The organism is uncultured Roseovarius sp., assembly GCF_913054395.1.
In the GTDB taxonomy this organism is placed as follows: domain Bacteria; phylum Pseudomonadota; class Alphaproteobacteria; order Rhodobacterales; family Rhodobacteraceae; genus Roseovarius.
This window is the reverse complement of record NZ_CAJXIP010000048.1, coordinates 1-23,455: the sequence shown is the minus strand read 5'-3', so window position 1 is coordinate 23,455 and position 23,455 is coordinate 1. Positions and strand designations below refer to the sequence as shown.

General features: G+C 62.8%; 20 protein-coding genes and 2 pseudogenes. 13 read left to right on the top strand and 9 right to left on the bottom strand.

Features of this window, described 5'->3' with window-relative positions:
* From QZ522_RS08780 to QZ522_RS08750, 7 genes are all read left to right on the top strand, one after another.
* Positions 1-1,133 (top strand): FAD binding domain-containing protein (locus QZ522_RS08780; RefSeq protein ID WP_294609933.1); only part of this gene is annotated, 1,133 nt, incomplete at its 5' end.
* Complete coding sequence (xdhB, locus tag QZ522_RS08775) at positions 1,130-3,475, top strand: xanthine dehydrogenase molybdopterin binding subunit (RefSeq protein ID WP_294609931.1); 2,346 nt, start codon at positions 1,130-1,132, stop codon at positions 3,473-3,475. The genes QZ522_RS08780 and xdhB, both read left to right, overlap by 4 nt.
* On the top strand, positions 3,465-4,409 hold the full coding sequence (gene xdhC, locus QZ522_RS08770) for a xanthine dehydrogenase accessory protein XdhC (RefSeq protein WP_294609928.1): 945 nt from the start codon (positions 3,465-3,467) through the stop codon (positions 4,407-4,409). The genes xdhB and xdhC overlap by 11 nt, the downstream gene beginning before the upstream one ends.
* A gap of 247 nt (positions 4,410-4,656) precedes the next feature.
* Positions 4,657-6,174 (top strand): ABC transporter ATP-binding protein, encoded by a 1,518-nt coding sequence (locus QZ522_RS08765; protein ID WP_294609925.1) that lies wholly within the window; start codon positions 4,657-4,659, stop codon positions 6,172-6,174.
* Between the two features lie 48 nt (positions 6,175-6,222).
* Entirely contained in the window at positions 6,223-7,308 is a 1,086-nt protein-coding gene (locus tag QZ522_RS08760; RefSeq protein WP_294609922.1) for an ABC transporter permease, read from the top strand.
* A complete protein-coding gene (locus QZ522_RS08755) occupies positions 7,308-8,228 on the top strand; it encodes an ABC transporter permease (protein ID WP_294609919.1) in 921 nt (306 codons plus the stop codon). The genes QZ522_RS08760 and QZ522_RS08755 overlap by 1 nt, the downstream gene beginning before the upstream one ends.
* Before the next feature lie 36 nt (positions 8,229-8,264).
* On the top strand, positions 8,265-9,338 hold the full coding sequence (locus QZ522_RS08750; RefSeq protein WP_294609916.1) for a BMP family ABC transporter substrate-binding protein: 1,074 nt from the start codon (positions 8,265-8,267) through the stop codon (positions 9,336-9,338).
* Positions 9,339-9,423: 85 nt separating this feature from the next.
* Here the strand turns inward: QZ522_RS08750 and QZ522_RS08745 are convergent, their stop codons facing one another.
* Both QZ522_RS08745 and QZ522_RS08740 read right to left on the bottom strand, forming a co-directional pair.
* Positions 9,424-10,173, bottom strand: a complete 750-nt coding sequence (locus QZ522_RS08745) for a phosphatidylcholine/phosphatidylserine synthase (protein WP_294609913.1) — start codon at positions 10,171-10,173, stop codon at positions 9,424-9,426.
* Positions 10,173-10,850 (bottom strand): phosphatidylserine decarboxylase, encoded by a 678-nt coding sequence (locus QZ522_RS08740; protein WP_294609910.1) that lies wholly within the window; start codon positions 10,848-10,850, stop codon positions 10,173-10,175. The genes QZ522_RS08745 and QZ522_RS08740 overlap by 1 nt, the downstream gene beginning before the upstream one ends.
* A gap of 119 nt (positions 10,851-10,969) precedes the next feature.
* On the opposite strand from QZ522_RS08740, the gene QZ522_RS08735 reads away from it, so the two are divergent.
* From QZ522_RS08735 to QZ522_RS08725, 3 genes and pseudogenes are all read left to right on the top strand, one after another.
* Complete coding sequence (locus tag QZ522_RS08735) at positions 10,970-11,905, top strand: aldo/keto reductase (RefSeq protein ID WP_294609908.1); 936 nt, start codon at positions 10,970-10,972, stop codon at positions 11,903-11,905.
* Position 11,906: 1 nt separating this feature from the next.
* Positions 11,907-12,566, top strand: a complete 660-nt coding sequence (locus QZ522_RS08730; protein WP_294609905.1) for a DUF938 domain-containing protein — start codon at positions 11,907-11,909, stop codon at positions 12,564-12,566.
* 5 nt (positions 12,567-12,571) lie between these two features.
* A pseudogene (locus tag QZ522_RS08725) lies at positions 12,572-12,694 on the top strand (carboxymuconolactone decarboxylase family protein); the annotation flags it as partial.
* A 203-nt stretch (positions 12,695-12,897) separates the two neighbouring features.
* On the opposite strand, the gene QZ522_RS08720 reads toward QZ522_RS08725, so the two are convergent.
* From QZ522_RS08720 to QZ522_RS08710, 3 genes are all read right to left on the bottom strand, one after another.
* Positions 12,898-15,405 (bottom strand): FAD-dependent oxidoreductase, encoded by a 2,508-nt coding sequence (locus QZ522_RS08720; protein ID WP_294609902.1) that lies wholly within the window; start codon positions 15,403-15,405, stop codon positions 12,898-12,900.
* Between the two features lie 393 nt (positions 15,406-15,798).
* The gene (locus QZ522_RS08715; RefSeq protein WP_294609900.1) at positions 15,799-16,224 is read right to left on the bottom strand and encodes a hypothetical protein; all 426 of its coding nucleotides are present in this window, start codon (positions 16,222-16,224) and stop codon (positions 15,799-15,801) included.
* A gap of 173 nt (positions 16,225-16,397) precedes the next feature.
* The gene (locus QZ522_RS08710) at positions 16,398-17,567 is read right to left on the bottom strand and encodes a crosslink repair DNA glycosylase YcaQ family protein (RefSeq protein WP_294609897.1); all 1,170 of its coding nucleotides are present in this window, start codon (positions 17,565-17,567) and stop codon (positions 16,398-16,400) included.
* A gap of 161 nt (positions 17,568-17,728) precedes the next feature.
* On the opposite strand from QZ522_RS08710, the gene panB reads away from it, so the two are divergent.
* Positions 17,729-18,553 carry a 3-methyl-2-oxobutanoate hydroxymethyltransferase gene (panB, locus tag QZ522_RS08705; RefSeq protein ID WP_294609894.1) on the top strand — a complete coding sequence of 275 codons (825 nt, stop codon included), beginning with the start codon at positions 17,729-17,731 and terminating at the stop codon, positions 18,551-18,553.
* Positions 18,553-19,401, top strand: coding sequence for a pantoate--beta-alanine ligase (gene panC, locus QZ522_RS08700; RefSeq protein WP_294609891.1), 849 nt, complete (start codon positions 18,553-18,555; stop codon positions 19,399-19,401). The genes panB and panC overlap by 1 nt, the downstream gene beginning before the upstream one ends.
* 79 nt (positions 19,402-19,480) lie before the next feature.
* Here panC and QZ522_RS08695 read toward each other — a convergent pair whose 3' ends face one another.
* The 4 genes from QZ522_RS08695 to rpe are packed head-to-tail and all read right to left on the bottom strand — an operon-like array spanning position 19,481 to position 23,151.
* Positions 19,481-20,779, bottom strand: coding sequence for an acetylornithine deacetylase/succinyl-diaminopimelate desuccinylase family protein (locus tag QZ522_RS08695; RefSeq protein WP_294609887.1), 1,299 nt, complete (start codon positions 20,777-20,779; stop codon positions 19,481-19,483).
* Entirely contained in the window at positions 20,776-21,744 is a 969-nt protein-coding gene (locus tag QZ522_RS08690) for a nitronate monooxygenase (protein WP_294609936.1), read from the bottom strand. Before QZ522_RS08690 ends, QZ522_RS08695 begins: the two co-directional genes overlap by 4 nt.
* 52 nt (positions 21,745-21,796) lie before the next feature.
* Positions 21,797-22,453 carry a phosphoglycolate phosphatase gene (gph, locus tag QZ522_RS08685; protein ID WP_294609884.1) on the bottom strand — a complete coding sequence of 219 codons (657 nt, stop codon included), beginning with the start codon at positions 22,451-22,453 and terminating at the stop codon, positions 21,797-21,799.
* The gene (gene rpe, locus QZ522_RS08680) at positions 22,450-23,151 is read right to left on the bottom strand and encodes a ribulose-phosphate 3-epimerase (protein ID WP_294609881.1); all 702 of its coding nucleotides are present in this window, start codon (positions 23,149-23,151) and stop codon (positions 22,450-22,452) included. Before rpe ends, gph begins: the two co-directional genes overlap by 4 nt.
* A 183-nt stretch (positions 23,152-23,334) precedes the next feature.
* On the opposite strand from rpe, the pseudogene QZ522_RS08675 reads away from it, so the two are divergent.
* Positions 23,335-23,455 (top strand): annotated as a pseudogene (locus QZ522_RS08675) (phosphonate ABC transporter ATP-binding protein); the annotation flags it as partial.

Genomic DNA, 23,455 nt, shown 5'->3' with positions numbered 1-23,455 from the left:
AACATCACGGATCGCAATGCGGCTTTTGCACACCGGGCTTCATCGCCTCGATGGCCGCCGCGCACCTCAATGGCGAAACCGATCATGACCGCAGCCTCGCGGGCAATCTCTGCCGCTGTACCGGCTATGCGCCAATCATCCGCGCCGCCAGGGCCGCCCGATCCGCCCCGGTGCCCGATTGGATGACACAAGACCGCGCCAGGCTGAACGACCCCGATTTCTTCTTGCCGGAAATATCCTCGGGGGGGGCCAAAGGCCGGGGGGCAGACAGCCCCCCTCCGCCCGTCCGGCCAGGCACCAGCGATGATCTGGCGCGTTATTATGCGCAAAACCCCGACTCCACCCTGATAGCGGGCGCGACCGATATCGGGCTTTGGGTCACCAAAGGCCTGCGCGACATTGCCCAGCCGGTCTTTCTTGCTGATTGCACCGACCTGCAGGAAATCGAGGTCGGCGAGCGCCAAATCCGCATCGGCGCCGGGGTCACCATGACCCGCATGCTGGATCTGATGGACGACCATCACCCGTCTTACGCCGCGATGATCCGGCGCTATGGCTCTGAACAGGTGCGCAACGCCGCCACCCTTGGCGGCAATATCGCCAATGGCTCGCCGATCGGTGACAACCCGCCAGCCCTGATCGCGCTTGGCGCGACGCTGCACCTGCGGCGCAATGATGCCCGCCGCGAGATCCCGCTCGAGGCGTTCTTTCTGGACTATGGCAAGCAGGATCGTGCGCCCGGAGAATTTGTCGAGGCCGTCAGCATCCCGCGCTCGCGCGACCGCCTGCGCTGTTACAAACTGAGCAAACGGTTCGATCAGGATATCTCGGCGGTCTGCGGCTGTTTCAATATCGCGATAGAGAACGGCAAGGTCGCCTCGGCCCGCATCGCCTTTGGCGGCATGGCCGGCATCCCCAAACGCGCCACCCGAACCGAGGCCGCCCTGATCGGTCGGGACTGGTGTGAGGCCAGCATCAAGGCAACCGCCCCTGCATGGGCGCAGGATTTTCAACCGCTCAGCGACATGCGCGCCTCGGGCGGGTATCGCCTCAGCACGGCGCGCAACATGCTGATGCGCTATTACCTTGAGGACAGCGGCGCCGACATCCCCCTTCAAGAGGTGATGCCATGACGGTTTCCGCCCCCCTGCCGCATGACGCCGCCGCCCTGCATGTGACCGGGCGCGCACGTTACGTCGATGACATACCCGCCCCTAAAGGCACGTTGCATCTGGCCTTTGGCCTGGCGCAGATCGCGCGCGGTCGCATCACCGCGATGGACCTGGCCCCGGCGCGCGCAGCGCCGGGCGTGATCGCAGTGCTCGGCGCCAGTGATCTGGCACGCGGGGCCGATACCTCGCCTTCGGCCCATGACGAACCGCTGTTGAGTGACGGCACGGTGCATTTCCATGGCCAGCCGGTCTTTCTCGTGATCGCCACCTCGCACCTCGCCGCGCGCCGCGCCGCGCGGCTGGCAGAGATCGCCTATGTCGAAGACCCTGCGATCCTGACCATCGAAGACGCGCTCGTAGCCGATGCCCGCTTTGAAGAGGGGCCGCGCATCTATGCCAAGGGCGATGCCGCCGCCGCCATTGCCGGGGCTGCGCACAGGGTTGAAGGGCAGATCGAGATCGGCGGTCAGGAGCATTTTTATCTGGAAGGCCAGGCGGCGCTCGCCCTGCCGCAGGAGGGCGGGGATATGGTCGTGCATGCCTCGACCCAGCACCCGAGCGAGGTTCAGCACAAGGTCGCCGATGCCCTTGGCCGCCCGATGCATGCGGTGCGGGTGGAAACCCGGCGCATGGGTGGCGCGTTCGGCGGCAAGGAAAGCCAGGCCAACGCACCTGCCATCGCCTGCGCGGTGGCGGCGGATATGCTGGGGCGCCCCTGCAAGATGCGCTATGATCGCGATGACGACATGGTCATCACCGGCAAGCGTCACGATTTCCGCATCACCTATCGCGCCGGATTTGACGCCGAGGGGCGCATCAGCGGCGTCGAGTTCGTGCAGTACACGCGTTGCGGCTGGAGCCAGGACCTGTCGCTTCCGGTGGCGGATCGGGCCATGCTGCATGCGGACAACGCCTATCATCTGCCGAATGCGCGGATTGAATCGCACCGCCTGCGCACCAATACCGCAAGCGCCACCGCTTTTCGGGGCTTTGGGGGGCCGCAGGGCATGTTGGGGATCGAGCGGGTGATGGATCATATCGCCCATCACCTTGGCGTCGACCCGGTGCTCATCCGGCAAAGGAATTTCTATGCCTCTGCGGACACAGGGGGGCTGTCTGCCCCCCGGCCTGCGGCCCCCCCCGAGGATATTTCCGGCAAGAAGAAACATCAGACCACGCCCTATGGCCAGGAGGTCGAGGATTTCATCCTGCACGAGATGACCGAAGCGCTGTTGGCCTCAAGCGATTATCATGCCCGGCGCGCAGAGGTGGCGCGCTGGAATGACGCGCATCCAGTGCTGAAAAAGGGCATCGCCCTGACCCCGGTGAAATTCGGGATTTCCTTTACGCTGACCCACCTCAATCAGGCCGGCGCGCTTGTGCATGTCTACCGCGACGGCTCGGTCCATCTGAACCATGGCGGCACCGAAATGGGGCAAGGCCTGTTTCAGAAGGTGGCACAGGTCGCCGCCGCGCGGTTTGGCCTTGAGACAGAGGCGATCCGGATCACCGCGACGGATACCGCCAAGGTGCCCAACACCTCGGCCACCGCCGCAAGTTCGGGCAGTGACCTGAACGGCATGGCGGTGCGGGCGGCCTGTGACAGCATACGAGACCGCATGGCGGCGTTTTTGGCCGAATATTATCAGGGTGCACCGCGCGACGTGGTCTTTGCCGATGGCGAGGTTCGGCTGGGCCCGCATGTGCTGAGCTTTGCGCAAGCCGCCAGTCTTGCCTATGAGCATCGCATCAGCCTGAGTTCCACCGGGTTTTACAAGACGCCAAAGCTGGCCTGGGACCGGATCAGGGGCGCGGGGCGGCCGTTTTTCTATTTCGCCTATGGCGCGGCGGTGACCGAGGTGGTGATTGACCGGCTTACCGGTGAGAACCGCATTCTGCGTGCCGATATCCTGCATGATGCAGGCGCGAGCCTTAATCCGGCGATTGATACAGGGCAGGTCGAGGGCGGCTATGTGCAGGGAGCGGGATGGCTGACCACCGAGGAACTGGTCTGGGACAAGGCCGGGCGGTTGAGCACCCATGCACCCTCGACCTATAAGATTCCGGCCTGTAGCGACCGGCCCGGTATATTCAACGTCGCACTGTGGGATGCGCAAAACCGCGAGGATACGATCTATCGCTCGAAGGCCGTGGGCGAGCCGCCCCTGATGCTTGGGATCTCGGCGTTTCTGGCGCTCAGCGATGCGGTGGCGGCCTGTGGCGAAGGCTATCCCGCGCTTGATGCCCCCGCGACAGCCGAACAGGTGTTTCGCGCAGTTCAGAGGCAAGAGAATGGCGTTTGACCTGGCAGGGCTACGGGCCGCCGTGGCGCGGCATGGGCGCGTAAGCCGCGTGGTGATTGCCGCCACGCAGGGCTCGACCCCGCGCGAGGTCGGGGCGGCGATGCTTGTCTGGGAGGGCGGGCAATCGGGCAGCATCGGCGGCGGTGCGCTTGAATTCGAGCTGGCCCGGCTGGCGCGTCGGCAAACCGCCCCGCGTCGGCTGAGCCGCCATGCGCTTGGGCCCGAGATGGGCCAGTGCTGTGGCGGCGCGGTCGAGGTGCTGAGTGAGATTTACACCGCGGCCGAGCTGGAGCTGATGACGGATCAGCCGGTCATTGCGCGCGCGGTGGAAAAGGCAGGCGGGATGCCACTGGCCGTCAGCCGCCTGATCGCGCTGGAGCGGGCGCAGGGGATCTTGCCCGAACCCCGGTTGATCCAGGGATGGATGGTGGAACCGCTCAAACGGCCCACCCGCGCGCTCTGGATCTGGGGGGCGGGCCATGTGGGGCGCGCCCTTGTGCAGGTTCTGGCGCCGCTGCCGGGGCTTGAGATCACCTGGATCGACACCGACATGGCCCGCTTTCCCAAGGAGACCCCCGACGGGGTTTCGGTGCTGGCCGCGCACGACCCTGTCCGACTTGTCGGGCATGCGCCGCAGCGGGCCGAACACCTGATCCTGACCTATTCGCATGCGCTTGACCTGGAACTTTGCCATGCGCTTCTTGGCCATGGATTTGCCGGTGCGGGCCTGATCGGATCGGCGACAAAATGGGCACGCTTTGCCAGACGGCTTGCGGACCTCGGGCATGGCGCGGATCAAATCGCACGCATCGCCTGCCCGATTGGGACGCCCGGCCTTGGCAAGCATCCGCAGATGATCGCAATCGGAGTGGCCGCGCAATTCCTGGGGGGTGCCTCAATTGCGAGCACAAAAGCCAGAAGCAGTTTCGCATGAAAGTTGAAAACCCAGAGGGACTTGCCAAGCATGGGGTGCTTTCCCTACAGGTAATCAATGCCTTACGGCGCGCACCCTGCCCCGGATCGGGGCGCAGGCAAATCCGGGCAAGACTGCATCACGCTTGTCACGATGCGCCCGATCTTTCTAAGCTGGGCGCGGGTTGGGGCATGGGCCGCACCGCGCATGGGCCCGGGGGGACAAAGAAACGCGAAAAGCGTTCTGGGAATGAAGGGAATAAAGCCGCGTGACAGGGGACCTTCTGAGTGTTTCGGGCCTGACCAAGGCTTATCCCGGTGTTGTCGCCAATGACGCCGTATCCTTCGCGATCCGCGAGGGCGAGGTGCATGCACTTTTGGGCGAGAACGGCGCCGGGAAATCGACACTGGTGAAGATGATCTATGGGCTCGTCACCCCCGACAGCGGCACCATGACCCTGCATGGCGCGCCTTATGTTCCGGCCGAACCACGCGCGGCGCGCGCCGCAGGGGTCGCGATGGTGTTTCAGCACTTCTCGCTTTTTGACGCAATGAGTGTCGCCGAAAACGTCGCTCTTGGCATGGAAGAACCGCCCGCATTGCGCGACCTTGCCACCCGTATCCGGGATGTCTCTGAGACTTACGGCCTGCCGCTTGATCCGTTTCGCACCGTCGGGGATTTGTCCGCCGGAGAACGTCAGCGCGTAGAGATCATCCGCTGTCTGCTACAGGATCCCAAGCTTTTGATCATGGACGAGCCGACCAGCGTTCTGACCCCGCAAGAGGTTGATATCCTGTTCAAGACCCTGCGCAAGCTGACCGCCGAGGGGGTGGCGATCCTCTATATCTCGCACAAGCTTGAGGAAATTCGCGCGCTTTGCGATCACGCCACGATCCTGCGATTGGGCAAGACGGTTGGCACCTGTATCCCGCGCGAGACCTCGGCGCGCGCCATGGCCGAGATGATGGTGGGATCGGCCTTTGCCGCCCCCGAGCGGACAGGCCGCACTCCTGGGCCGGTGGCGATTGAGGTTGCCGGACTTTGCATGGCCTCGCCCGGACAGTTTGGCACCGCCCTGAAAGACATCAGCTTTGCGGTGCAGGAAGGCGAGGTTCTTGGCATTGGCGGGGTGGCAGGGAACGGGCAGGACGAACTGCTTGCCGCCCTCTCGGGCGAAGCGCTTGCCGAGGCCGGGGCGATCCGCCTCAAGGGGGCCGGGATCGGGCGGCTTGGGCCGGCCGAGCGACGCGCGCGCGGGCTTTTGACCGCACCGGAAGAGCGGCTTGGCCATGCCGCCGCGCCGGACATGAGCCTGATCGAGAACACGGTTCTGACCGCTGCGGCCCGCGAGAAGCTGATGCACAACGGCTTTCTCAGGTGGGGCGCAGCCGAGGCGTTCACCCGCAAGATTATCACTGCCTTTGATGTGCGCACGCCCGGCCCGCGCACCGCCGCGCGCGCCTTGTCGGGGGGGAACCTGCAAAAGTTCGTCATCGGACGCGAGGTCCTGCAACGCCCAGAGGTTCTGGTGGTCAATCAGCCGACATGGGGCGTCGATGCCGCCGCCGCTGCCGCGATCCGGCAGGCGCTGCTTGATCTGGCGGCAAATGGCGCGGCGGTGATCTGTATCAGCCAGGACCTTGACGAACTTATGGAAATCTCGGACCGGTTTTGCGCGCTCAACGAGGGTCGGCTGTCCGCGATCAGGGTCGCACAGGGGTTGAGCGTGGAAGAGATCGGCCTGATGATGGGTGGCGCCCATGGCATGGAGGTGGCGCATGTCTGAGCCGTCGGATCTGAGTATTTTTGCCAAGAAGAAGGGCGGGCAGGCGCCATGCTGAAACTGGAGAAGCGGCCACAGCCCTCGCAGGTCTGGACCTATCTCACGCCACTTCTGGCGGTGATGATCACGATGATCGCGGGCGGCGCCCTATTTGCCGCGCTCGGCAAAGACCCGGTTGCGGCGATTACCACGATTTTCTGGGAGCCGCTTTTTGGCGAGTTCGCGTTTTATTATCGCCCACAGCTTTTGATCAAGGGCGCGCCCCTCGTGCTGATCGCGATCGGGCTTAGCCTTGGGTTTCGCGCCGGGATCTGGAACATCGGGGCCGAGGGGCAATATATCATCGGCGCGCTGGCCGGGGCTGGTGTGGGGCTGGCGTTTTATCCCACCGAAAGCTGGGTGATCTTTCCGCTGATGGTGTTGGCGGGGGCGCTTGGCGGCTGGATCTGGGCGATGATCCCGGCGATTTTGAAGCTGCGCTTTGGCACCAATGAAATCCTTGTCTCGCTGATGCTTGTCTATGTCGCCGAAAAGCTTTTGGCGGCCATGGCGCTTGGGCTGATGAAAAACCCCGAGGGCATGGGTTTTCCCGGCTCGCGCAATCTGCGCCAGTACGAGAGCGCGCATAACGCCGAGCTGATCACCGGATCGGGCATGCATTGGGGCGTTGTGGCGGCGATGATTGCGGTGATCTTTGCCTATGTCCTGCTGAACCGGCATATCCTAGGCTATCACATCCGCCTGACCGGCCAGGCCCCACGCGCCGCGCGGTTTGCCGGGGTGAACCCGGCGCGCCTTGTGCTGTTCTGTCTTGGCACCTCGGGCGCGCTTGCCGGGCTTGCCGGGATGTTCGAGGTGGCGGGCCCTGCCGGGCAGGTGAGCATTGATTTCAACGTCGGCTATGGGTTTACCGCCATTATCGTCGCCTTTCTGGGGCGGCTTCATCCGGTTGGCATATTGCTGGCCGGACTGTTGATGGCGCTGACCTATATCGGCGGCGAGCTGGCACAATCCAACCTCGGCCTGCCGGCCGCCGCGATCCAGCTTTTCCAGGGCATGCTGTTGTTCTTTCTGCTGGCGGTGGATGTGCTGACCAATTACCGCATCCGCCCGCGCAGAGCCGAGGGGGTGGCGTGATGGATTTCGGATCAATCAACCCGGTGCTGTTGCTGGCCTCGCTGATGGTGGCCGCGACGCCGATCCTGTTGGCGGCACTTGGCGAACTGGTGGTCGAGCGCACCGGGGTTCTGAACCTCGGGGTCGAGGGGATGATGATCATCGGCGCAATCTGCGGCTTTGCGGTGGCGGTCAATACCGGCTCGCCGGTTCTGGGCTTTGTCGCGGCGGCGGGCGGCGGGGCGCTCTTGTCGCTTCTGTTCGCCCTCCTGACCCAGTTCGCCCTGGCCAATCAGGTCGCCTCGGGGCTGGCGCTTACGCTGTTCGGGCTGGGTCTGAGCGCGCTTTTGGGGCAGGGCTATGTCGGCATCAAGCCGCCGCCCGTGGACAAGCTTGATATCCCTCTGCTTAGCGACATTCCGTTCCTTGGGCCGGTTTTGTTTTCGCACGACCTTATGGTCTATTTCGGCCTTGGCCTTGTGGCCGCGGTCTGGGCGGTGCTGAAATATACCCGCGCCGGGCTTGTGCTTCGGGCGGTGGGAGAAAACCACGATGCCGCCCATGCCCTTGGTTACAAAGTGGTGCGCATCCGGGTTCTGGCGATCCTGTTTGGCGGTGCCTGCGCCGGGCTTGGCGGCGCCTACATAAGCCTGATCCGCGTGCCGCAATGGACCGAAGGCATGACCGCCGGGGCCGGCTGGATCGCGCTTGCGCTGGTGGTTTTCGCAAGCTGGAAGGCCGGGCGGGTTCTGCTGGGTGCATGGATTTTCGGCGGCGTTACCGTGCTTCAGCTCAACCTTCAGGCGGCCGGGATTGCAATTCCCGTCGAATATCTGTCCATGTCACCCTACCTTATCACGATCCTCGTGCTGATCATCATGTCAGCGGATCGCTCGCGCGCCCCGGCCTCTTTGGGCCGCATTTTCCATGCCTCGCAATGAGGCGCTGCCACATACAACAACAGGGAGACCCAACACATGACCCTTACCAAACTGTTTGCCACCGCCGCCCTGGCGCTTGGGCTGGCGAGCACCGCCATGGCCCAGGACAAAACCAAGGTCGGCTTTATTTATGTCGGCCCGATCGGCGATGGTGGCTGGACCTATGAACACAACAAGGGCCGTCTCGCCGTCGAGGAGCATTTCGGCGACAAGGTTGAAACCGTCTATCAGGAAAGCGTACCCGAGGGCGCCGATGCGGAACGCGCAATCACGCAGATGGCGCTTCAGGGGGCGGATCTTATCTTTACCACCTCGTTTGGCTATATGGAGCCGACCCTTGCTGTGGCCGGTAAATTCCCGAACGTGAAGTTCGAGCATGCCACCGGGTTCAAGACCGCGCCGAACCTTTCCACCTATTCCGCCCGCTTCTACGAGGGGCGCGCGGTGCAGGGGCATATCGCGGGCAAGATGACCAAGTCGAACATCGTCGGCTATATCGCCTCTTTCCCGATCCCCGAGGTCATTCGCGGCATCAATTCGGCCTATATCCATGCGAAAAAGGTTAATCCCGATGTCGAGTTCAAGATCATCTGGGCCTATACCTGGTTCGATCCCGCCAAAGAGGCCGACGCCGCGACCGCCCTTATCGAACAGGGCGCCGATGTGATCCTCCAGCACACGGATTCAACCGCGCCGCAGGCCGCCGCCGAAAAAGCCGGGAATGTCATTACCTTCGGCCAGGCCTCGGATATGGGCGAATATGCCCCGATGCCGCGCGTCAGCTCGATCATCGACAACTGGGCGCCCTATTACATTGCCCGCACCCAGGCCGTGATGGATGGCACCTGGGAAAGCGTTCAGACATGGGACGGCATCGGCCCCGGCATGGTCGGCATCGGTGAAATCAGCAGCGCCGTGCCCGAGGACATCAAGGCCGAGGCGCTTGCCCTCAAGGACGCCATTGCGACCGGCAGCTATCACCCCTTCACCGGCCCGCTCAAGAAGCAGGACGGAAGCGATTGGCTGGCGACAGGCGAGACCGCCGATGACGGCACGCTTCTGGGAATGAATTTCTACGTTGAAGGCATCGACAGCGAAATCCCGAACTAAGCGCCTTGACCGCAGCAAACAGAACAGCCGCCGGATCACCGGCGGCTGTTTTCTTTTGTCTGCCAAAGGCCGGTTGAGCGGGGTCCTACCCCTCCTCGGGATACCAGGCGAGGGCGGCCCAGATCACCGTGCCCACATAGACCAGACACATCACGATCAGGGCGGTCCAGGTAAAGATCACCAGAGCCGCCGCCGCGCAGGCAAAGCCGAGCAGGAAGAATTTCACATTCTCACGTGAAATCTTGGTTTTCTTGAACGACCAGATCGGCACCGGCGAGATCATCAAGAGGCCGACACCGGCCATGTAAAGCCCGATCAGCGGGGCGGGCGGCGTGGTCATACCCGGAATGGCGAATGTCACGAACATCGGCAACATCGCCAGAAGCGCGCCAGCGGGTGACGGCAGCCCTTCGAAATAGGCCCCTGACCCGCCTTTGCCGCCCTCTTCCCTGGCGCTGACATTGAACCGCGCCAGCCGCATCACACAGCAGACCGCAAAAAACAACACCGCGATCCAACCCGCCTGACGGGACACATCCTGAAGGCCCCAGTAATAGACGACCAGCGGCGCCGCGACGCCGAAATTGAGGAAATCCGCCAGTGAATCAAGCTCGGCGCCCATCGCGCTGCTGCTGCGCAACAGCCGCGCCAGCCGCCCGTCAAGCCCGTCCAGAACGCCCGCGATCAACAAAAGTTGGACCGCCCGCACGAAATCGCCCTGCACGCCAAGCCGTATGGCCGTGACACCGGCACATATCGCCGCCACCGTAAGCATGTTCGGCAAAAGCTGTGCAAGGGTGACCTCTCTGCGCGGATGCTCTCCGGGGCTGCCCATCATGCGCCCCCTTTGGCCGCGTTCAGCTCCGCGATCACGGTTTCGCCGGCGATCATGGTCTGGCCGACACGCACCTGGGGCAGAACCCCCTCGGGCAGATAGACATCAAGCCGTGAGCCGAAGCGGATCAAGCCAAAACGCTCGCCGCGCTTGAGGGGCGCGCCCTTGTCGACGAAACACACGATCCGGCGTGCCACGAGGCCAGCGATCTGAACCACCGGCAACAACCGCCCGTCGGCCATCTCGATCACCACTCCATTGCGCTCGTTGTCTTCACTGGCCTTGTCCAGCGAGGCATTGAAAAACTTGCCCGGACGGTAAGCCACCGCATGAACACGACCCGTCACCGGCGCGCGGTTCACGTGACAGTTGAACACGCTCATGAACACGCTCACCCGCGTCAGCGGGGTGTCGGGCAGGCCAAGCTCGGCGGGCGGCACCGCCGGTTCGATCAGCGACACCATGCCGTCGGCGGGGCTTATGATCAGGTCGGGGCGTTCGGGGGTGACGCGCTCCGGGTCGCGGAAGAAATAATAGCACCACACCGTCAGCCCGACGCCGATCCAGCCCAGCACGTTCCAGATCATGAACAGCACCAGCGTGATCGCGGCAAAGATTGCCACGAATTTGCGCCCCTCGGGGTGCATCGGCTTGATAAAGGTCTCGTGCATTTTCATGCGGGTATGCTCCTTGCGGCATAGGGCGGCGTTTCCTTCGCCTAAGCCGCCTGATCCGGAGTTTCAAGCAGCAAGGTAGCATCTTCCCTTTACATATGCACCGTGGCAATGTTTGCGCCATGACAAATACACTGACCTCCCCCGATGGAACCCCCGCCAGCCGCTTTGCCTTTGGCACCATGCAATTCGGCGGCCTTGCCGATGAGGGCGAAAGCCGCGCCATGTTTGAGGCGAGCCTTGACGCGGGCATCACCCATTTCGACACCGCCCATCTTTACAACGATGGCGCCTCGGAAACCCTTTTGGGCAAATTCATCCCGGCGCATCGCGAGCGTCTGATCATTGCAACCAAGGCGGGCTATACCGGCGGTGCAGGGCGCGACAACCTGTTGGCGCAGTTCGATATTTCACGGGGGCGGCTTGGGCTTGATCATGTCGATATCCTCTATCTGCACCGTTTTGACGAGACCACCGACCTGAACGAGACTCTGGAAACCTTCGCGCATTTGAAATCACGCGGCCAGATCAGCCACGTCGGCCTGTCGAATTTCGCCGCGTGGCAGGTGATGAAGGCCGCCTGTATCGCCGCGAGGTTTGATCTGCGGATTTCGATCCTGCAACCGATGTATAACCTGGTGAAGCGTCAGGCCGAGGTCGAGATCCTGCCGATGTGCGCCGCCGAAGGCATTACCGTTGCACCCTATTCACCCTTGGCTGGCGGGCTTTTGACCGGCAAATATGCCAGCGGCGGCAGTGGCCGGTTGACCGAGAATGACCGATACGCCGCCCGCTACGGGCTTGACTGGATGCACCGCGCCGCGCGCGATCTGGCAGAAATCGCCACCGACATGGGCCTGCACCCCGCCACGCTGGCCGCCGCATGGGCCGCGCGCCACCCGAGCGGCCCGATGCCGATCCTCTCGGCGCGCTCGGCCGGGCAACTTGCGCCCTCGCTGGCCGCGACCGGGTTCGAGATGGACGAAGCCCTTTATGCCCGCCTCTGCGCCCTTAGCCCGACCCCGGCCCCCGCCACCGACCGGCTTGAAGAGGCCTGAGATGGCGCCCCGTCGGCCCCTGCCCGACACCGCGTCGGTTGCGCATGCCGGTGAGGGCGCACGCCTTTTCGCCCCCTCGGCAGAGCGCAATGTGGCCGCGATCACGCAGGCCCTTTTCGACATCGCGCCCCCCTCCGGACGTGCGCTCGAACTTGCCAGCGGCACCGGACAGCACGTCGTCGCCTTTGCCCGCGCCCTGCCCGGTCTGACCTGGCAACCGAGTGAAATCGACCCCGCACGCCGCGCTAGTATTGACGCCTATGCACGCGATGCCGACCTGCCAAACCTGCGCCCCGCGATTGAGCTTGATGTGACGGCCGGTGGGTGGGGCACCGCCCGTGGCGGTCAGGACCTGATCGTGCTTGTCAACCTCTTGCACCTGATCAGCGCGCCCGAGGCGCAAAGCGTGATCACCGAGGCCGCCCGCGCGCTTGCCCCCTCGGGGCGCCTGGCAATCTACGGCCCGTTCCTGCGCGAGGGCCAGCCCACCTCTGAGGGCGACGCACGGTTTCACGCGAGCCTCTGCGCGCAGGACCCTTTGATCGGCTACAAGGATCTGGCCGAGGTCATGGGGTGGTTGCGAGATGCCGGGGTCGACCGGATCAAAACGCGGCACATGCCCGCAAACAACCTGATGCTGGTCGCGACAGGGTCCGCCTGATCCGGATCAAGGCCAATGCCGCGTGCGAGCAAATCGCTGACGTGCTGGCCATGAGCATCCAGACGGGCGGCGGCCCGGCGATGATGTATGCCGCCCTGGCACTGGCCTGTTATGACGAGCTTTGCGCATCCGCGTGCCCCCTGGCGTCACGCCGTATTTTATCTGCCGATGATCCTGAGACCCGGTTTTTCAAAATTGAGCGGCTACGCCGCGCAGTCTGCGGTTTTCGTGAGGGGTTTCACCCCTCACACTCCCCAGGATATTGTCGGCAAGAAGAAAAAGGGGCCGGAGGTTTTCACCCGGCCCCTTTCTGTAACTCTGGGTGTGATGATCACCCGTCCTTGCGGATGGTCTCGTTCTTGGGATCGTAGGGGCTATCGACCGTCACTTCGGCATCCCAAAGCTGATCAAGCATCTTGACCTTGAGTTTGGTTCCCGGCACCGCCTGTTCGGGTTTGACATACCCCATGCCGATGGATTTTCCGAAAGCCACCGAATAGCCGCCCGATGTCAGGCGGCCAACGCGTTCGCCCTCGGGGGTATAGAGCACTTCGCGGCCCCATGGGTCGGCATCGTCGGGCCCGTCGATCAAGAGCGTGCAGCATTTGACGCGCACGCCGGTTGCCACCATCTTGTCCTTGCCGTGAAACTCTTTTTCAAGATCCACGAAGCGCGGCAGGTCGGCCTCTAGCGGGGTCGCATCGCGGCCAAGCTCGTTGCCGAAGGCGCGATAGGATTTCTCCTGGCGCAACCAGTTTTGCGCCCGCGCGCCGACAAGTTTCATACCGTGCTTTTCTCCGGCCGCCTCGAGCAGGTCGAAAAGATAGTTCTGCATCTCGATCGGGTGGTGCAATTCCCAACCCAATTCACCGGTATAGGCCACGCGGATCGCGTTGACCGGGCACATGCCCAGCTCGATCTTGCGGGCGGTCAGCCAGGGGAAGCGCTTGTTCGAAAGCGCCGTTTCCGGGTCGGCGTCCTTGATCACCTCTTTCAGGACATCGCGCGATTTCGGGCCTGCGATGGCGAACACGCCCCACTGCGTGGTTACGTCCTGAATTTCGATGTAACCGAACTCAGGTGCCTTATCCTCGGCGGCCTTACGCAGGAAATCGGCGTCATATTCAGTCCAGGCACCGGCCGAGACGAGGTAATAGTTGTCCTCGCCATTGCGCACGATGGTGTATTCGGTGCGCGTGGTGCCGTGATCGGTCAGCGCATAGGTCAGGTTGATGCGACCCACTTTCGGCAGCCTGTTGCAGGTGAACCAATCGAGGAACGCCGTGGCACCGGGACCCTTGACCACATGCTTGGTAAAGGCCGAGGCATCAATCAGGCCAACACCTTCGCGGATCGCGCGGGCCTCTTGCACGGCGTGTTGCCACCAGCCACCGCGACGGAAGCTGCGGGCGTCATGGTCAAAATTCTCGGGCGCATCAAGGGGGCCGAAATAGTTCGGACGTTCCCAGCCATTCACAAAGCCGAATTGTGCGCCGCGCGCTTTCTGGCGGTCATAGGCCGGCACCGTGCGCAGCGGGCGGCAAGCCGGACGCTCTTCGTCCGGGTGGTGCAGGATATAGACGTGATCGTAGCACTCTTCGTTCTTGCGCGCGGCAAATTCGGTGGTCATCCAGTTCTGGCTGTAACGCTTGGGGTCAAGGCTTGCCATGTCGATCTCGGCCTCGCCATCGACCATCAGCTGCGCGAGGTAATAGCCGGTGCCACCGGCCGCCGTGATCCCGAACGAGAACCCTTCGGCCAGCCACATATTGCGAAGCCCCGGCGCCGGGCCAACCAGCGGGTTGCCATCGGGCGTGTAACAGATCGGCCCGTTGAAATCGTCCTTGAGGCCCGATTCCTCGCAGGACGGAATGCGGTGGATCATCGCCATGTACTGTTCTTCGATCCGCTCAAGATCGAGCGGAAACAGGTCGGCGCGGAAGCTGTCGGGCACGCCGTACTCAAAACAGGCGGGCGCGTTCTTCTCGTAAACGCCCAGAATCCAGCCGCCGCGTTCTTCACGCACATAAGATTGCGCATCGGCGTCGCGCACCACGGGATGTTCCTTGCCGCCATTGGCGCGGTATTCGACCAATGCCGGGTCCTTGTCCATCACGATGAACTGATGTTCGACCGGGATCGCGGGGATCTTGATACCAAGCTTTTTCGCCGTGGTCTGGGCGTGGTTTCCGCTGGCGGTGACCACATGCTCGGCGGTGATGACGATCTGTTCGTCGCCGGGCACAAGGTTGCCGCCCTTTTCCACCATCTTGGTGCAGGTCACTTCCCAATGGGTGCCGTTCCAGTGGAACGCATCCGCCTGCCATTTGCGTTCGATCATCACGCCTCGCTGGCGCGCGCCCTTGGCCATCGCCTGGGTCACGTCGGCGGGGTTAATGTATCCGTCGGTATTGTGATAAATCGCGCCTTCAAGGTCTTCGGTATTGATCAGCGGCCAGCGGGCCTTGATCTCGTCCGGGGTCAGCCATTCATAGGGCACACCACAGGTTTCGGCGGTCGAGGCATAAAGCATATACTCGTCCATCCGCTCTTTGGTCTGGGCCATACGCAGGTTGCCGACCACGGCAAAGCCCGCGTTAAGGCCGGTCTCTTCTTCAAGCGTCTTGTAAAAATCGACCGAGTATTTGTGGATATGGGTAGTCGCAAACGACATGTTGAACAGCGGCAGAAGGCCGGCGGCATGCCAGGTGCTGCCCGAGGTCAGCTCGTCGCGCTCTAGCAGCATGACATCGTCCCACCCTGCCTTGGCCAGATGATAGGCAATCGAGGTTCCGACGGCACCACCGCCGACGACCAGGGCTTTGACATTGGTTTTCATTGGCTGCGACTCCCTTGGTGCATGCGTTGCTGGATGTTTATCAATCCTGCCGAAACGCGCACAGCCCAGCCGACACAAGAGCGTACAAAACCGACGCTTGCAGAGATATCATCGGTCCTCCGGACATCGGCACGGCGCGCAAGCCATCCGTTTGCGGATTGCCCGGCACCCGTTTGTGACGCACGCTGATTTCGCTCTGCCCGGTGCGGTCACATTGCCCGGCTCTGACGCAGGCAGGCGGGAGCCGTGAAAAAGACGGCGCACATCTCCCCTGCCTCTCCGGGCAATCAGCATCTAACCCAAGCAGATGTGCGAGACGGGATCATGCCATCATGATCGGCGACGAAACTCCGCCAAAGGACAGGACCTGTCTCACAATGGCGGAGGGCGCCGTTATTGGCCCGGTTGAATCCAGCCGGTATGGCGGTCCACTTTCATGCGCTGAACAAGCGATCCGTCTTTTGTGACGATATCGGCCGTGATGGTATCGGCATCCGTCTCCTCGACATCACCAAGTTTGATGTTCGGGTTGTTCATCCAGCGAAGCCTGTACTCCATCATGCGCCTGACATCCTTTGCGCCAAGATCCTCCTGCAAAGGCGGCATCATGCCGGAACCGGGATTTCCCTGATTGCCGAAGCCAGGGCCCATCATGTAACCGGGGCCCATCATATAGCCCTGCCCCATCATGTGACCCTGGCCCCATCCGTTTTGCCACCCATATCCGTGGTTAACATCATGAGCCAGAGCCGGACCGGAAAGCGAAAAAATCGTCAAACATGCGACACCAACACGTTCAGCCGTCAACTTAAGGAACATCGTATTCTCCTCCCTGGGCATTGGTTTGCAGACAACACGGTGGTACCAAATGATGGCGGCCCGGAATTGACCAAAATCAAGATTTTCGTCATTTTCAAAGCGGCACGTCCTTTTCACGTCCACTTGGCGATCTGCCCCGGCCAATCCGAAAGGATGGGCTGCCCACCGGGCACTCAGCCCGGACGCGCCACATCCCAGCGGATCGTGCTGATCCCGGCCAGCCGGGAAAAGCGGCGCAGCTCTTGTTCAAGACGCTCCAGCCGTCCGATCCCCCATGTCACGCCGGGTTCCGGCCAAAACCCGGTGACCGCCATCCAGTTCGCCGCCCGGTCCGCCTTAAGTTCGATCCGGCCGACGAATGTATCGCCCTCAAGCAAGGGATAGACGTAATAGCCCCATATCCGCTGGCTTTGCGGCACGAACATCTCGTTGCGGTAATGAAACCCGAACAGCCGCAAAAGCCGGTTGCGATCCCGAATTGCCGGATCGAACGGGTTGAGAATCCGCAGGCGCCGCGCAACGGGCGCAACCCCGGCCAGACGTGCCTCGATATCCGGCAACGCCCAGGCCTTTTGGCGGGTGCCATCCGCACCGCTCACCGCCACCTCGACAAGACGACGCCGGGAAAGCCAAGCGCGCACCTCGGGCGCGCTTGCCACGCCCCAGAACCGCTGAACCTCGCCGGGCGTGGCAATCACCAACCGCTCAAGCGCCTGATCGCAAAGCCAGTTCAGCTGATCCTTCGCGGGCGGGCAATTACCCGCGACATCGGGGAAAACCCGCTCACCCAGATCATAGAACTTGATGAACTTCTCGCGATGACTGGTGGCCAGGTCACCGGCATACCACATCTGATCAAGCACCTTCTTATGCGGCGGGCGCGCCCACATTTCGCGACCGGCGGCGCGGCTGTCGAAGGCATGGGTCGAAAGCGGCCCCTCGGCCTCGATCCGCGCCCGGATGGCGCGCACCTCATCCTGTGCCAGGCCGGAACGATACCAATCGCTGCTGGCCGCCTTTTGCCCCAGTCGGTAAAACTGTTGCTGCCAATTGGGCAGAAACTCCATCGGGATAAGTGAGGCATCATGGGTGAAATGTTCAAACAACAGCCGCTTTTTCCCCAAAAGCGGCCAAAGCATCGACTCGCGGTAGCGCGGCGCGCGGCTCCATAAAATGTGATGATGCGCGCGGGTCACATTGCGGATCGTGTCGATCTGCACAAAGCCAAGCGCCCGGATCATCGCCGCCACATCGGGCAGACCGCTCAACGGCGCGGCGCCAAGCCCGTTGGCCGCAAGCCAGAGCCGACGCGCATCGCGATTGGAAATCTCCAGCCCGCTCATCGCCGTGCAATTCCGCTGACTGGGGGCCGAAGCATTGCGCTTTGTCCTTTTGCTATCTAAGTCACCGTGAAATCAATATAGTGAATACCAACAGAACAGTAGATTTCACCACCCGCAATTGCTAGCCTCTGCTGCATTGCAGAAACAAGCCGGACAAGATCATGAGTGCAACTGCCCGAAAAACCGCCCCAATGCCAGATGACATCCGGGCGATGAAAGGCGGTACCCCGATTGTCAGCCTGACCGCCTATACCACCCCGATGGCACAGATGATGGATGCGCATTGCGATTTCGTGCTTGTCGGCGACAGCGTCGGCATGGTGCTGCACGGGCTGCCCTCGACGCTTGGCGTGACGATGGAAATGATGATCCTGCACGGCCGGGCCGTGGCACGCGGTCTTACCCGTGCGATGATGGTCGTCGACATGCCGTTCGCCACTTACGAGGAATCTCCGGCGCAGGCGTTCCGCAACGCGGCCCGCCTGATGGCGGAAACCGGCGCAGGTGCCATCAAACTGGAAGGTGGGCGTCACATGGCCGAAACCATCACCTTTCTGGTGGCGCGCGGCGTGCCGGTAATGGCCCATATCGGCCTGACGCCACAGTCGATCAACACGCTCGGCGGCTATAAGGTTCAGGGCCGCGGCGCCGCCGCCGAGTCGCTTTTGGCCGATGCCCGCGCCGTCAGCGACGCAGGCGCCTTCTCGGTTGTTCTCGAAAAGGTGCCCGCCGCTTTGGCAGGTCAGATCACCGCCGACCTGCCGATTCCCACCATCGGCATCGGTGCCTCTGCGGCCTGCGACGGACAGATCCTGGTGGTCGATGATATGCTCGGCCTGTTCAGCGCATTCAAACCGAAATTCGTCAAACGCTACGCCACCCTTGGCACCGATGGCGAAGCGGCAATTGCCAGTTATGCAAAGGAGGTGCGCGCGCGCAGCTTCCCCGGCCCCGAGCACAGCTTTTCAGAAAAGGCACCCTCCTGATGCCGGCCCCCATTCTGCGCGAGCTTGACGTGCTGCGCGACACCACCCTGCCGTGGCGCCTTGCCGGTGAGACCATCGGCGTCGTGCCCACAATGGGCGCACTGCACGACGGGCACCTGTCTTTGGTCGAGGCGGCCAAGGCGGCCTGTGACCGGGTGATCGTGACGATTTTCGTCAACCCGATGCAGTTCAACAATCCCGAAGATCTGGCAAACTATCCGCGCACCGAACACGACGACGCCCGCAAGCTTGAACGCTTCGACATCGACGCGCTTTACGTGCCCGACGGGTCACAGATGTATCCCGACGGCTTTGCCAGCAAGGTTACCGTATCCGGCCTGACCGATGTCCTTTGTGGCGCGCATCGACCGGGGCATTTTGACGGGGTTGCCACGGTGGTGGCCAAACTGTTCCTGCAAACCTCGGCCAGTGATGCCTTCTTCGGCGAGAAGGATTTCCAACAACTCCAGATCGTGCGCCGCATGGCACGCGATCTCGACATTCCCACCACCGTTCACGGCTGCCCGACCATCCGCGAGATCGACGGGCTGGCGATGTCATCGCGCAATCTTCTGCTGTCGGACCGCGCCCGCGTCACCGCCCCGCGCCTGCACGAGGAAATGGAGATCATGGCCGAAGCCATTCTCGCTGGAAAGGATTTTGCCCCCCTGCAAGAGGCGGCGATCAAACGGTTGGAACTGGCCGGATTTACCAAGGTCGAATACCTTGAGATGCGCGCCAACGATGACTTGAGCCTTTTGAGCGCGCCGACCCGCCCTGCACGCCTTCTGGCGGCGGCATGGCTGGCCGGGGTTCGCCTGATCGACAACATCGCCGTCGAGGCCTGAGCCCCCAGTTTCATCTTTCCCAAAATACTCCCGCCGGAGGCGCCTGAGGTTGCCCCTGATGCCTCCGGCGGGGATATTTTCAGCAAGAAGAAACAGCCACATCACCCAACAGGGAGCAAAGCGCCAGGGCCATGACCTGCGCGGATTGTTCCATGTCGTCGATGCCGACATATTCATCCGGCTTATGCGCCAGATCCAGAATTCCCGGCCCATAGGCAATGCAGTTTTTCAGCCGCCCGATCCGGTCGATATGTTTCTGGTCATAGGTGCCGGGGCTGACCACGTAATCGGCGGCGCGTCCGAACACCTGTTGCACGGCCTGCGCCACCGCCCCCACGACCGGCGCGTTGCGATCGGTCATCGTCGGCAGCACCCGGTGCAATTCGCGGATGTCATAGTCAAAGCCGGGGCGCCCGCTGCGCAGGGTTTCCAGAAGGTCGCGAATCTCGGTTTCGACATCGACGATATTCTCTTCGATCAGAAAGCGGCGGTCGATGACCATGCGACAGCGATCCGGCACGCAGGGGCTTGGCAGGCCGGTGTAATCCTCGGCCTGTTCCGGCTCGCCGCCATGGATCGAGTTGATGTTGAGCGTCGAGGCCCGCGCGCCATCGGGCACCACCGGCATATCGGTGCGCCGCGCGGCAAGCCTTGGGAAAAGACTGGTCTCCATCTCGGCCAACACCGCCCCCATATGGCGCACCGCACAATCGCCCAGAAACGGCATCGAGCCATGCGCGATCTCACCCTTGGTTTCGATCTCGGCCCACCAGACACCACGATGCCCCAGACAGATGCGATCCTTGTTCAAGGGCTCGGGGATAATCACGTGATCGACGCGTTCGGGGCTGAAAAACCCCTGTTCCGCAAGATAGGCAACACCGCCAAAGCCGCCGGATTCCTCGTCTGCCGTACCTGAGATTTCAATTGCGCCGCTGAACCCAGGGCAGACCGCAATAAACGCCTCGGCCGCGATGATCGAGGCCGCCATGCCGCCCTTCATGTCGCAGGCACCGCGCCCATAGATCCGGCCATCCCTGAGCACCCCGGAAAAGGGGTCGACACTCCAGCCGTGGCCGACCTCGACCACGTCGATATGGCTGTTGAAGTGCACGCAGGGGTGCGGGGTACGCCCTTCGCGGCGGGCAACAATATTCCAGCGGGGGTATTTGTCGCTGTCGCCCGGCGCGCCATGGGCACGGATCATCGTGGTCTCGAACCCCGCGCCGGACAGGCGCCGCTCAAGGTATTCGCAAATCTCGAGATAATTGTCGCCGGGCGGGTTGAGCGTGGGGATCGCGATAAGATCCTGCGTAAGGCGCACCAGATCGTCGCGCCGCGCCGCGACCTCCTGCATCAGCCGCGCGTTCAGGCTCATGCCCCGGCCCACCCCGGCGCCCGGACCAGCAGGGCCCTGGCCTCATCCACCATGCCTTGGATGATCTGCGCCACCGGCGGGCGGTCATGGATAAGGCCCGTCGCCTCGCCGACAAAGGTATTGGCACGCACAGGATCGCCCGCATCCCAGCCCTCTGCCCAGTCGTTTTGCGCGACCGGGCTGGCGCGTAACCCGTCGGGATCGTCATGCCAACGCTCTGTCACCGCATTTTGGAGAACCCGCGCGGTATAGCGGGCGGGCCATCGCAGTCCGCGCGCGGCATCCATCACCGTCGAGCGGATCGTCATGTCGCCCGTCGCCGCAATCGCCGCGTCGGTCATCGCCACGGATACATTCGCCTCGGCCGAGGCCCAGAGCCGTGAGCCGACCAGAACCCCGTCCGCCCCAAGCATAAGCGCCGCCGCAAGGCCGCGCCCATCGGCAATCCCGCCCGCCGCCAGCAAAAGAACATCCGGCGCATGACGTGCCAGCCAATCGGCCACTTCTGGCACCAGCGTGATCGTGCCGCGCCGTTCGCCATGCCCCCCCGCCTCAGAGCCCTGCGCCACGATCGCGCGGGCGCCACACTCGGCGGCGGCCTGCGCATCGCGCAGGGTCTGCACCTGACAGATCAGTGGCACACCCGCCTCGGCAATCCTTGGCGCGAAGGGCGCGGGATCACCAAACGACAGCACAAGCGCCGCGGGCTTGCGATCCAGCACAAGGTCAAGAACGCCCGGATTTTCCGCCATTTTCCAGGTGATAAAGCCGCAGCCAACCGCCGCATTGCCCGCCGCGCCAAATTCCTGGGCCAGCCAATCGGCATTGCCATAGCCGCCCCCGATAAGCCCCAGCCCGCCGGCATGGCTTACGGCGGCGGCCATTTTACCGCCCGCGGCAAAGGCCATCGGTGCCGATATGATTGGATACGTGAGGCCAAAGGCATCGGTCAGCCGTGTTTTCATTGCCCGACTATGCGCGTTCATCCCCCCTTGAGGCAAACAGAAAATCCGCGCCTCAAGTCAAGAGATCGGCGGCGATATCCGGCAAGAGAGCAAAGTCGGCAAAGGCTGTCTGATGCGGTATCTCGGCGAGAGAGGTCTTTCGATAGCCTTCGGTGAAAAGAGCAAACGGCAGGCCCGCGCGCACCGAGGTTTCGGCATCGACCTCGCTGTCGCCCACGTAAAGGACGCGCGTCGCGCCAAGCCCCGCAGCAGCCGCCTGCAAGGGCGCGGGATCGGGTTTTCGCACCGGGCAGCTGTCACCACCGATCACAACCGGGAAATGCCCTTCAAGCCCCAGATGCGCCAGAACCGCACGCGCGGGCGCAACCGGTTTATTGGTGCAGATGGCATGTGCCAGGCCCATATTCGCAAGCCGCTCAAGCGCGGCATGCACGCCGGGGTAAACCTCGGTGAGGGTGACGGCGGTCTCGTCCCCGGCGATGAATTCGCCGACCATCTGGCGGTGCAGTTCGCCCGCCGCCTCGGCCCCCCGCGCGCGCAGACAACAGGCGATGAAATGCGGCACACCATGGCCGATAAAGGCCCGCGTCTCTTCGGGGGTAAAACCGGCAAACCCGTGGCTGACCATAAGCCGGTTCGCGGCGGCGTGTATGTCGGGCGCGCTGTCGATCAGCGTGCCGTCAAGATCGAAAACGACGGCGCGGCTCATGCCATGGTCGCTGTGGCGGCCTCGGCTGCGGCGCGGATGTTGCGGATATTCTCGCCGTAAGGCGCAGGGTTGGCGACACTGCCCCCCTTGAATACGGCCGATTCCGCGACCAGAACATCTGCCCCGGCGGCGGCCATAAGCGGCGCGGTTTCCGGGGTGATACCGCCGTCAATCTCGATATGGACCGGTCGGTCACCGATCATCGCTCGCAAGCGGCGGACCTTGTCGATCTGGCTATGGATGAATTTCTGCCCGCCAAAGCCGGGGTTCACCGTCATCACGCAGATCAGGTCAACCATATCCAGAAGGTAATCCAGATCCTCGATCCCGGTTCCGGGATTAAGCGCCAACCCGGCCTTGCAGCCCGCGCCGCGAATGGCCTGAAGGGTGCGGTGAATATGCGGGCCCGCTTCAAGATGGGCGGTCAGGATATCGGCACCGGCCCCGGCGAAGGCATCAATATAGGCATCCACCGGCGAGATCATCAGGTGCACATCCATCACGGTTTTCACATGCGGGCGGAACGCCTTTACGGCCTGGGGACCAAAGGTGAGGTTGGGCACGAAATGGCCGTCCATCACATCCACATGGACCCAATCGGCGCCCTGCGCCTCGATGGCCTGGATCTCTTGGCCGAAATTGGCGAAATCCGCCGACAGAATGGAGGGGGCGATTTTGATGTTGCGGTCAAAGGACATCGGGCAGCTACCTTTTGGACTGGCGAAAGTGGGGATGTTGGCTGCCATATAACGGCTTGTGGAGGCTGTGGACAGGGGCAAGTTCACCTGGCTGGGGTGCTGGCTTTACAAAAGCTTCATTGCCGCGACACAAATCATTTGAACGGCGGGTTTACGCAGTTCCTGAAACGAAGGGAACTGAACGTGCTGCGTATCGACAAACTGACCAAACGCTTTGGCGACAAGATTGCGGTGGATGCCGCGACATTGGATATCGACAAGCCCTGCATGATTGGGGTGATTGGTCGCTCGGGTGCGGGCAAAT

Bases quoted from the DNA above. Each gene is read 5' to 3' on its own strand.
- QZ522_RS08745 (WP_294609913.1), bottom strand. From the start codon at position 10,173: ATGGGCAGCCCCGGAGAGCATCCGCGCAGAGAGGTCACCCTTGCACAG.
- xdhB (WP_294609931.1), top strand. From the start codon at position 1,130: ATGACGGTTTCCGCCCCCCTGCCGCATGACGCCGCCGCCCTGCATGTG.
- QZ522_RS08755 (WP_294609919.1), top strand. From the start codon at position 7,308: ATGGATTTCGGATCAATCAACCCGGTGCTGTTGCTGGCCTCGCTGATG.
- QZ522_RS08720 (WP_294609902.1), bottom strand. From the start codon at position 15,405: ATGAAAACCAATGTCAAAGCCCTGGTCGTCGGCGGTGGTGCCGTCGGA.
- QZ522_RS08695 (WP_294609887.1), bottom strand. From the start codon at position 20,779: ATGAGCCTGAACGCGCGGCTGATGCAGGAGGTCGCGGCGCGGCGCGAC.
- rpe (WP_294609881.1), bottom strand. From the start codon at position 23,151: ATGTCCTTTGACCGCAACATCAAAATCGCCCCCTCCATTCTGTCGGCG.
- QZ522_RS08690 (WP_294609936.1), bottom strand. From the start codon at position 21,744: ATGAAAACACGGCTGACCGATGCCTTTGGCCTCACGTATCCAATCATA.
- QZ522_RS08740 (WP_294609910.1), bottom strand. From the start codon at position 10,850: ATGAAAATGCACGAGACCTTTATCAAGCCGATGCACCCCGAGGGGCGC.
- QZ522_RS08750 (WP_294609916.1), top strand. From the start codon at position 8,265: ATGACCCTTACCAAACTGTTTGCCACCGCCGCCCTGGCGCTTGGGCTG.
- QZ522_RS08710 (WP_294609897.1), bottom strand. From the start codon at position 17,567: ATGAGCGGGCTGGAGATTTCCAATCGCGATGCGCGTCGGCTCTGGCTT.
- panC (WP_294609891.1), top strand. From the start codon at position 18,553: ATGCCGGCCCCCATTCTGCGCGAGCTTGACGTGCTGCGCGACACCACC.
- QZ522_RS08715 (WP_294609900.1), bottom strand. From the start codon at position 16,224: ATGTTCCTTAAGTTGACGGCTGAACGTGTTGGTGTCGCATGTTTGACG.
- QZ522_RS08730 (WP_294609905.1), top strand. From the start codon at position 11,907: ATGGCGCCCCGTCGGCCCCTGCCCGACACCGCGTCGGTTGCGCATGCC.
- gph (WP_294609884.1), bottom strand. From the start codon at position 22,453: ATGAGCCGCGCCGTCGTTTTCGATCTTGACGGCACGCTGATCGACAGC.
- panB (WP_294609894.1), top strand. From the start codon at position 17,729: ATGAGTGCAACTGCCCGAAAAACCGCCCCAATGCCAGATGACATCCGG.
- QZ522_RS08735 (WP_294609908.1), top strand. From the start codon at position 10,970: ATGACAAATACACTGACCTCCCCCGATGGAACCCCCGCCAGCCGCTTT.
- xdhC (WP_294609928.1), top strand. From the start codon at position 3,465: ATGGCGTTTGACCTGGCAGGGCTACGGGCCGCCGTGGCGCGGCATGGG.
- QZ522_RS08760 (WP_294609922.1), top strand. From the start codon at position 6,223: ATGCTGAAACTGGAGAAGCGGCCACAGCCCTCGCAGGTCTGGACCTAT.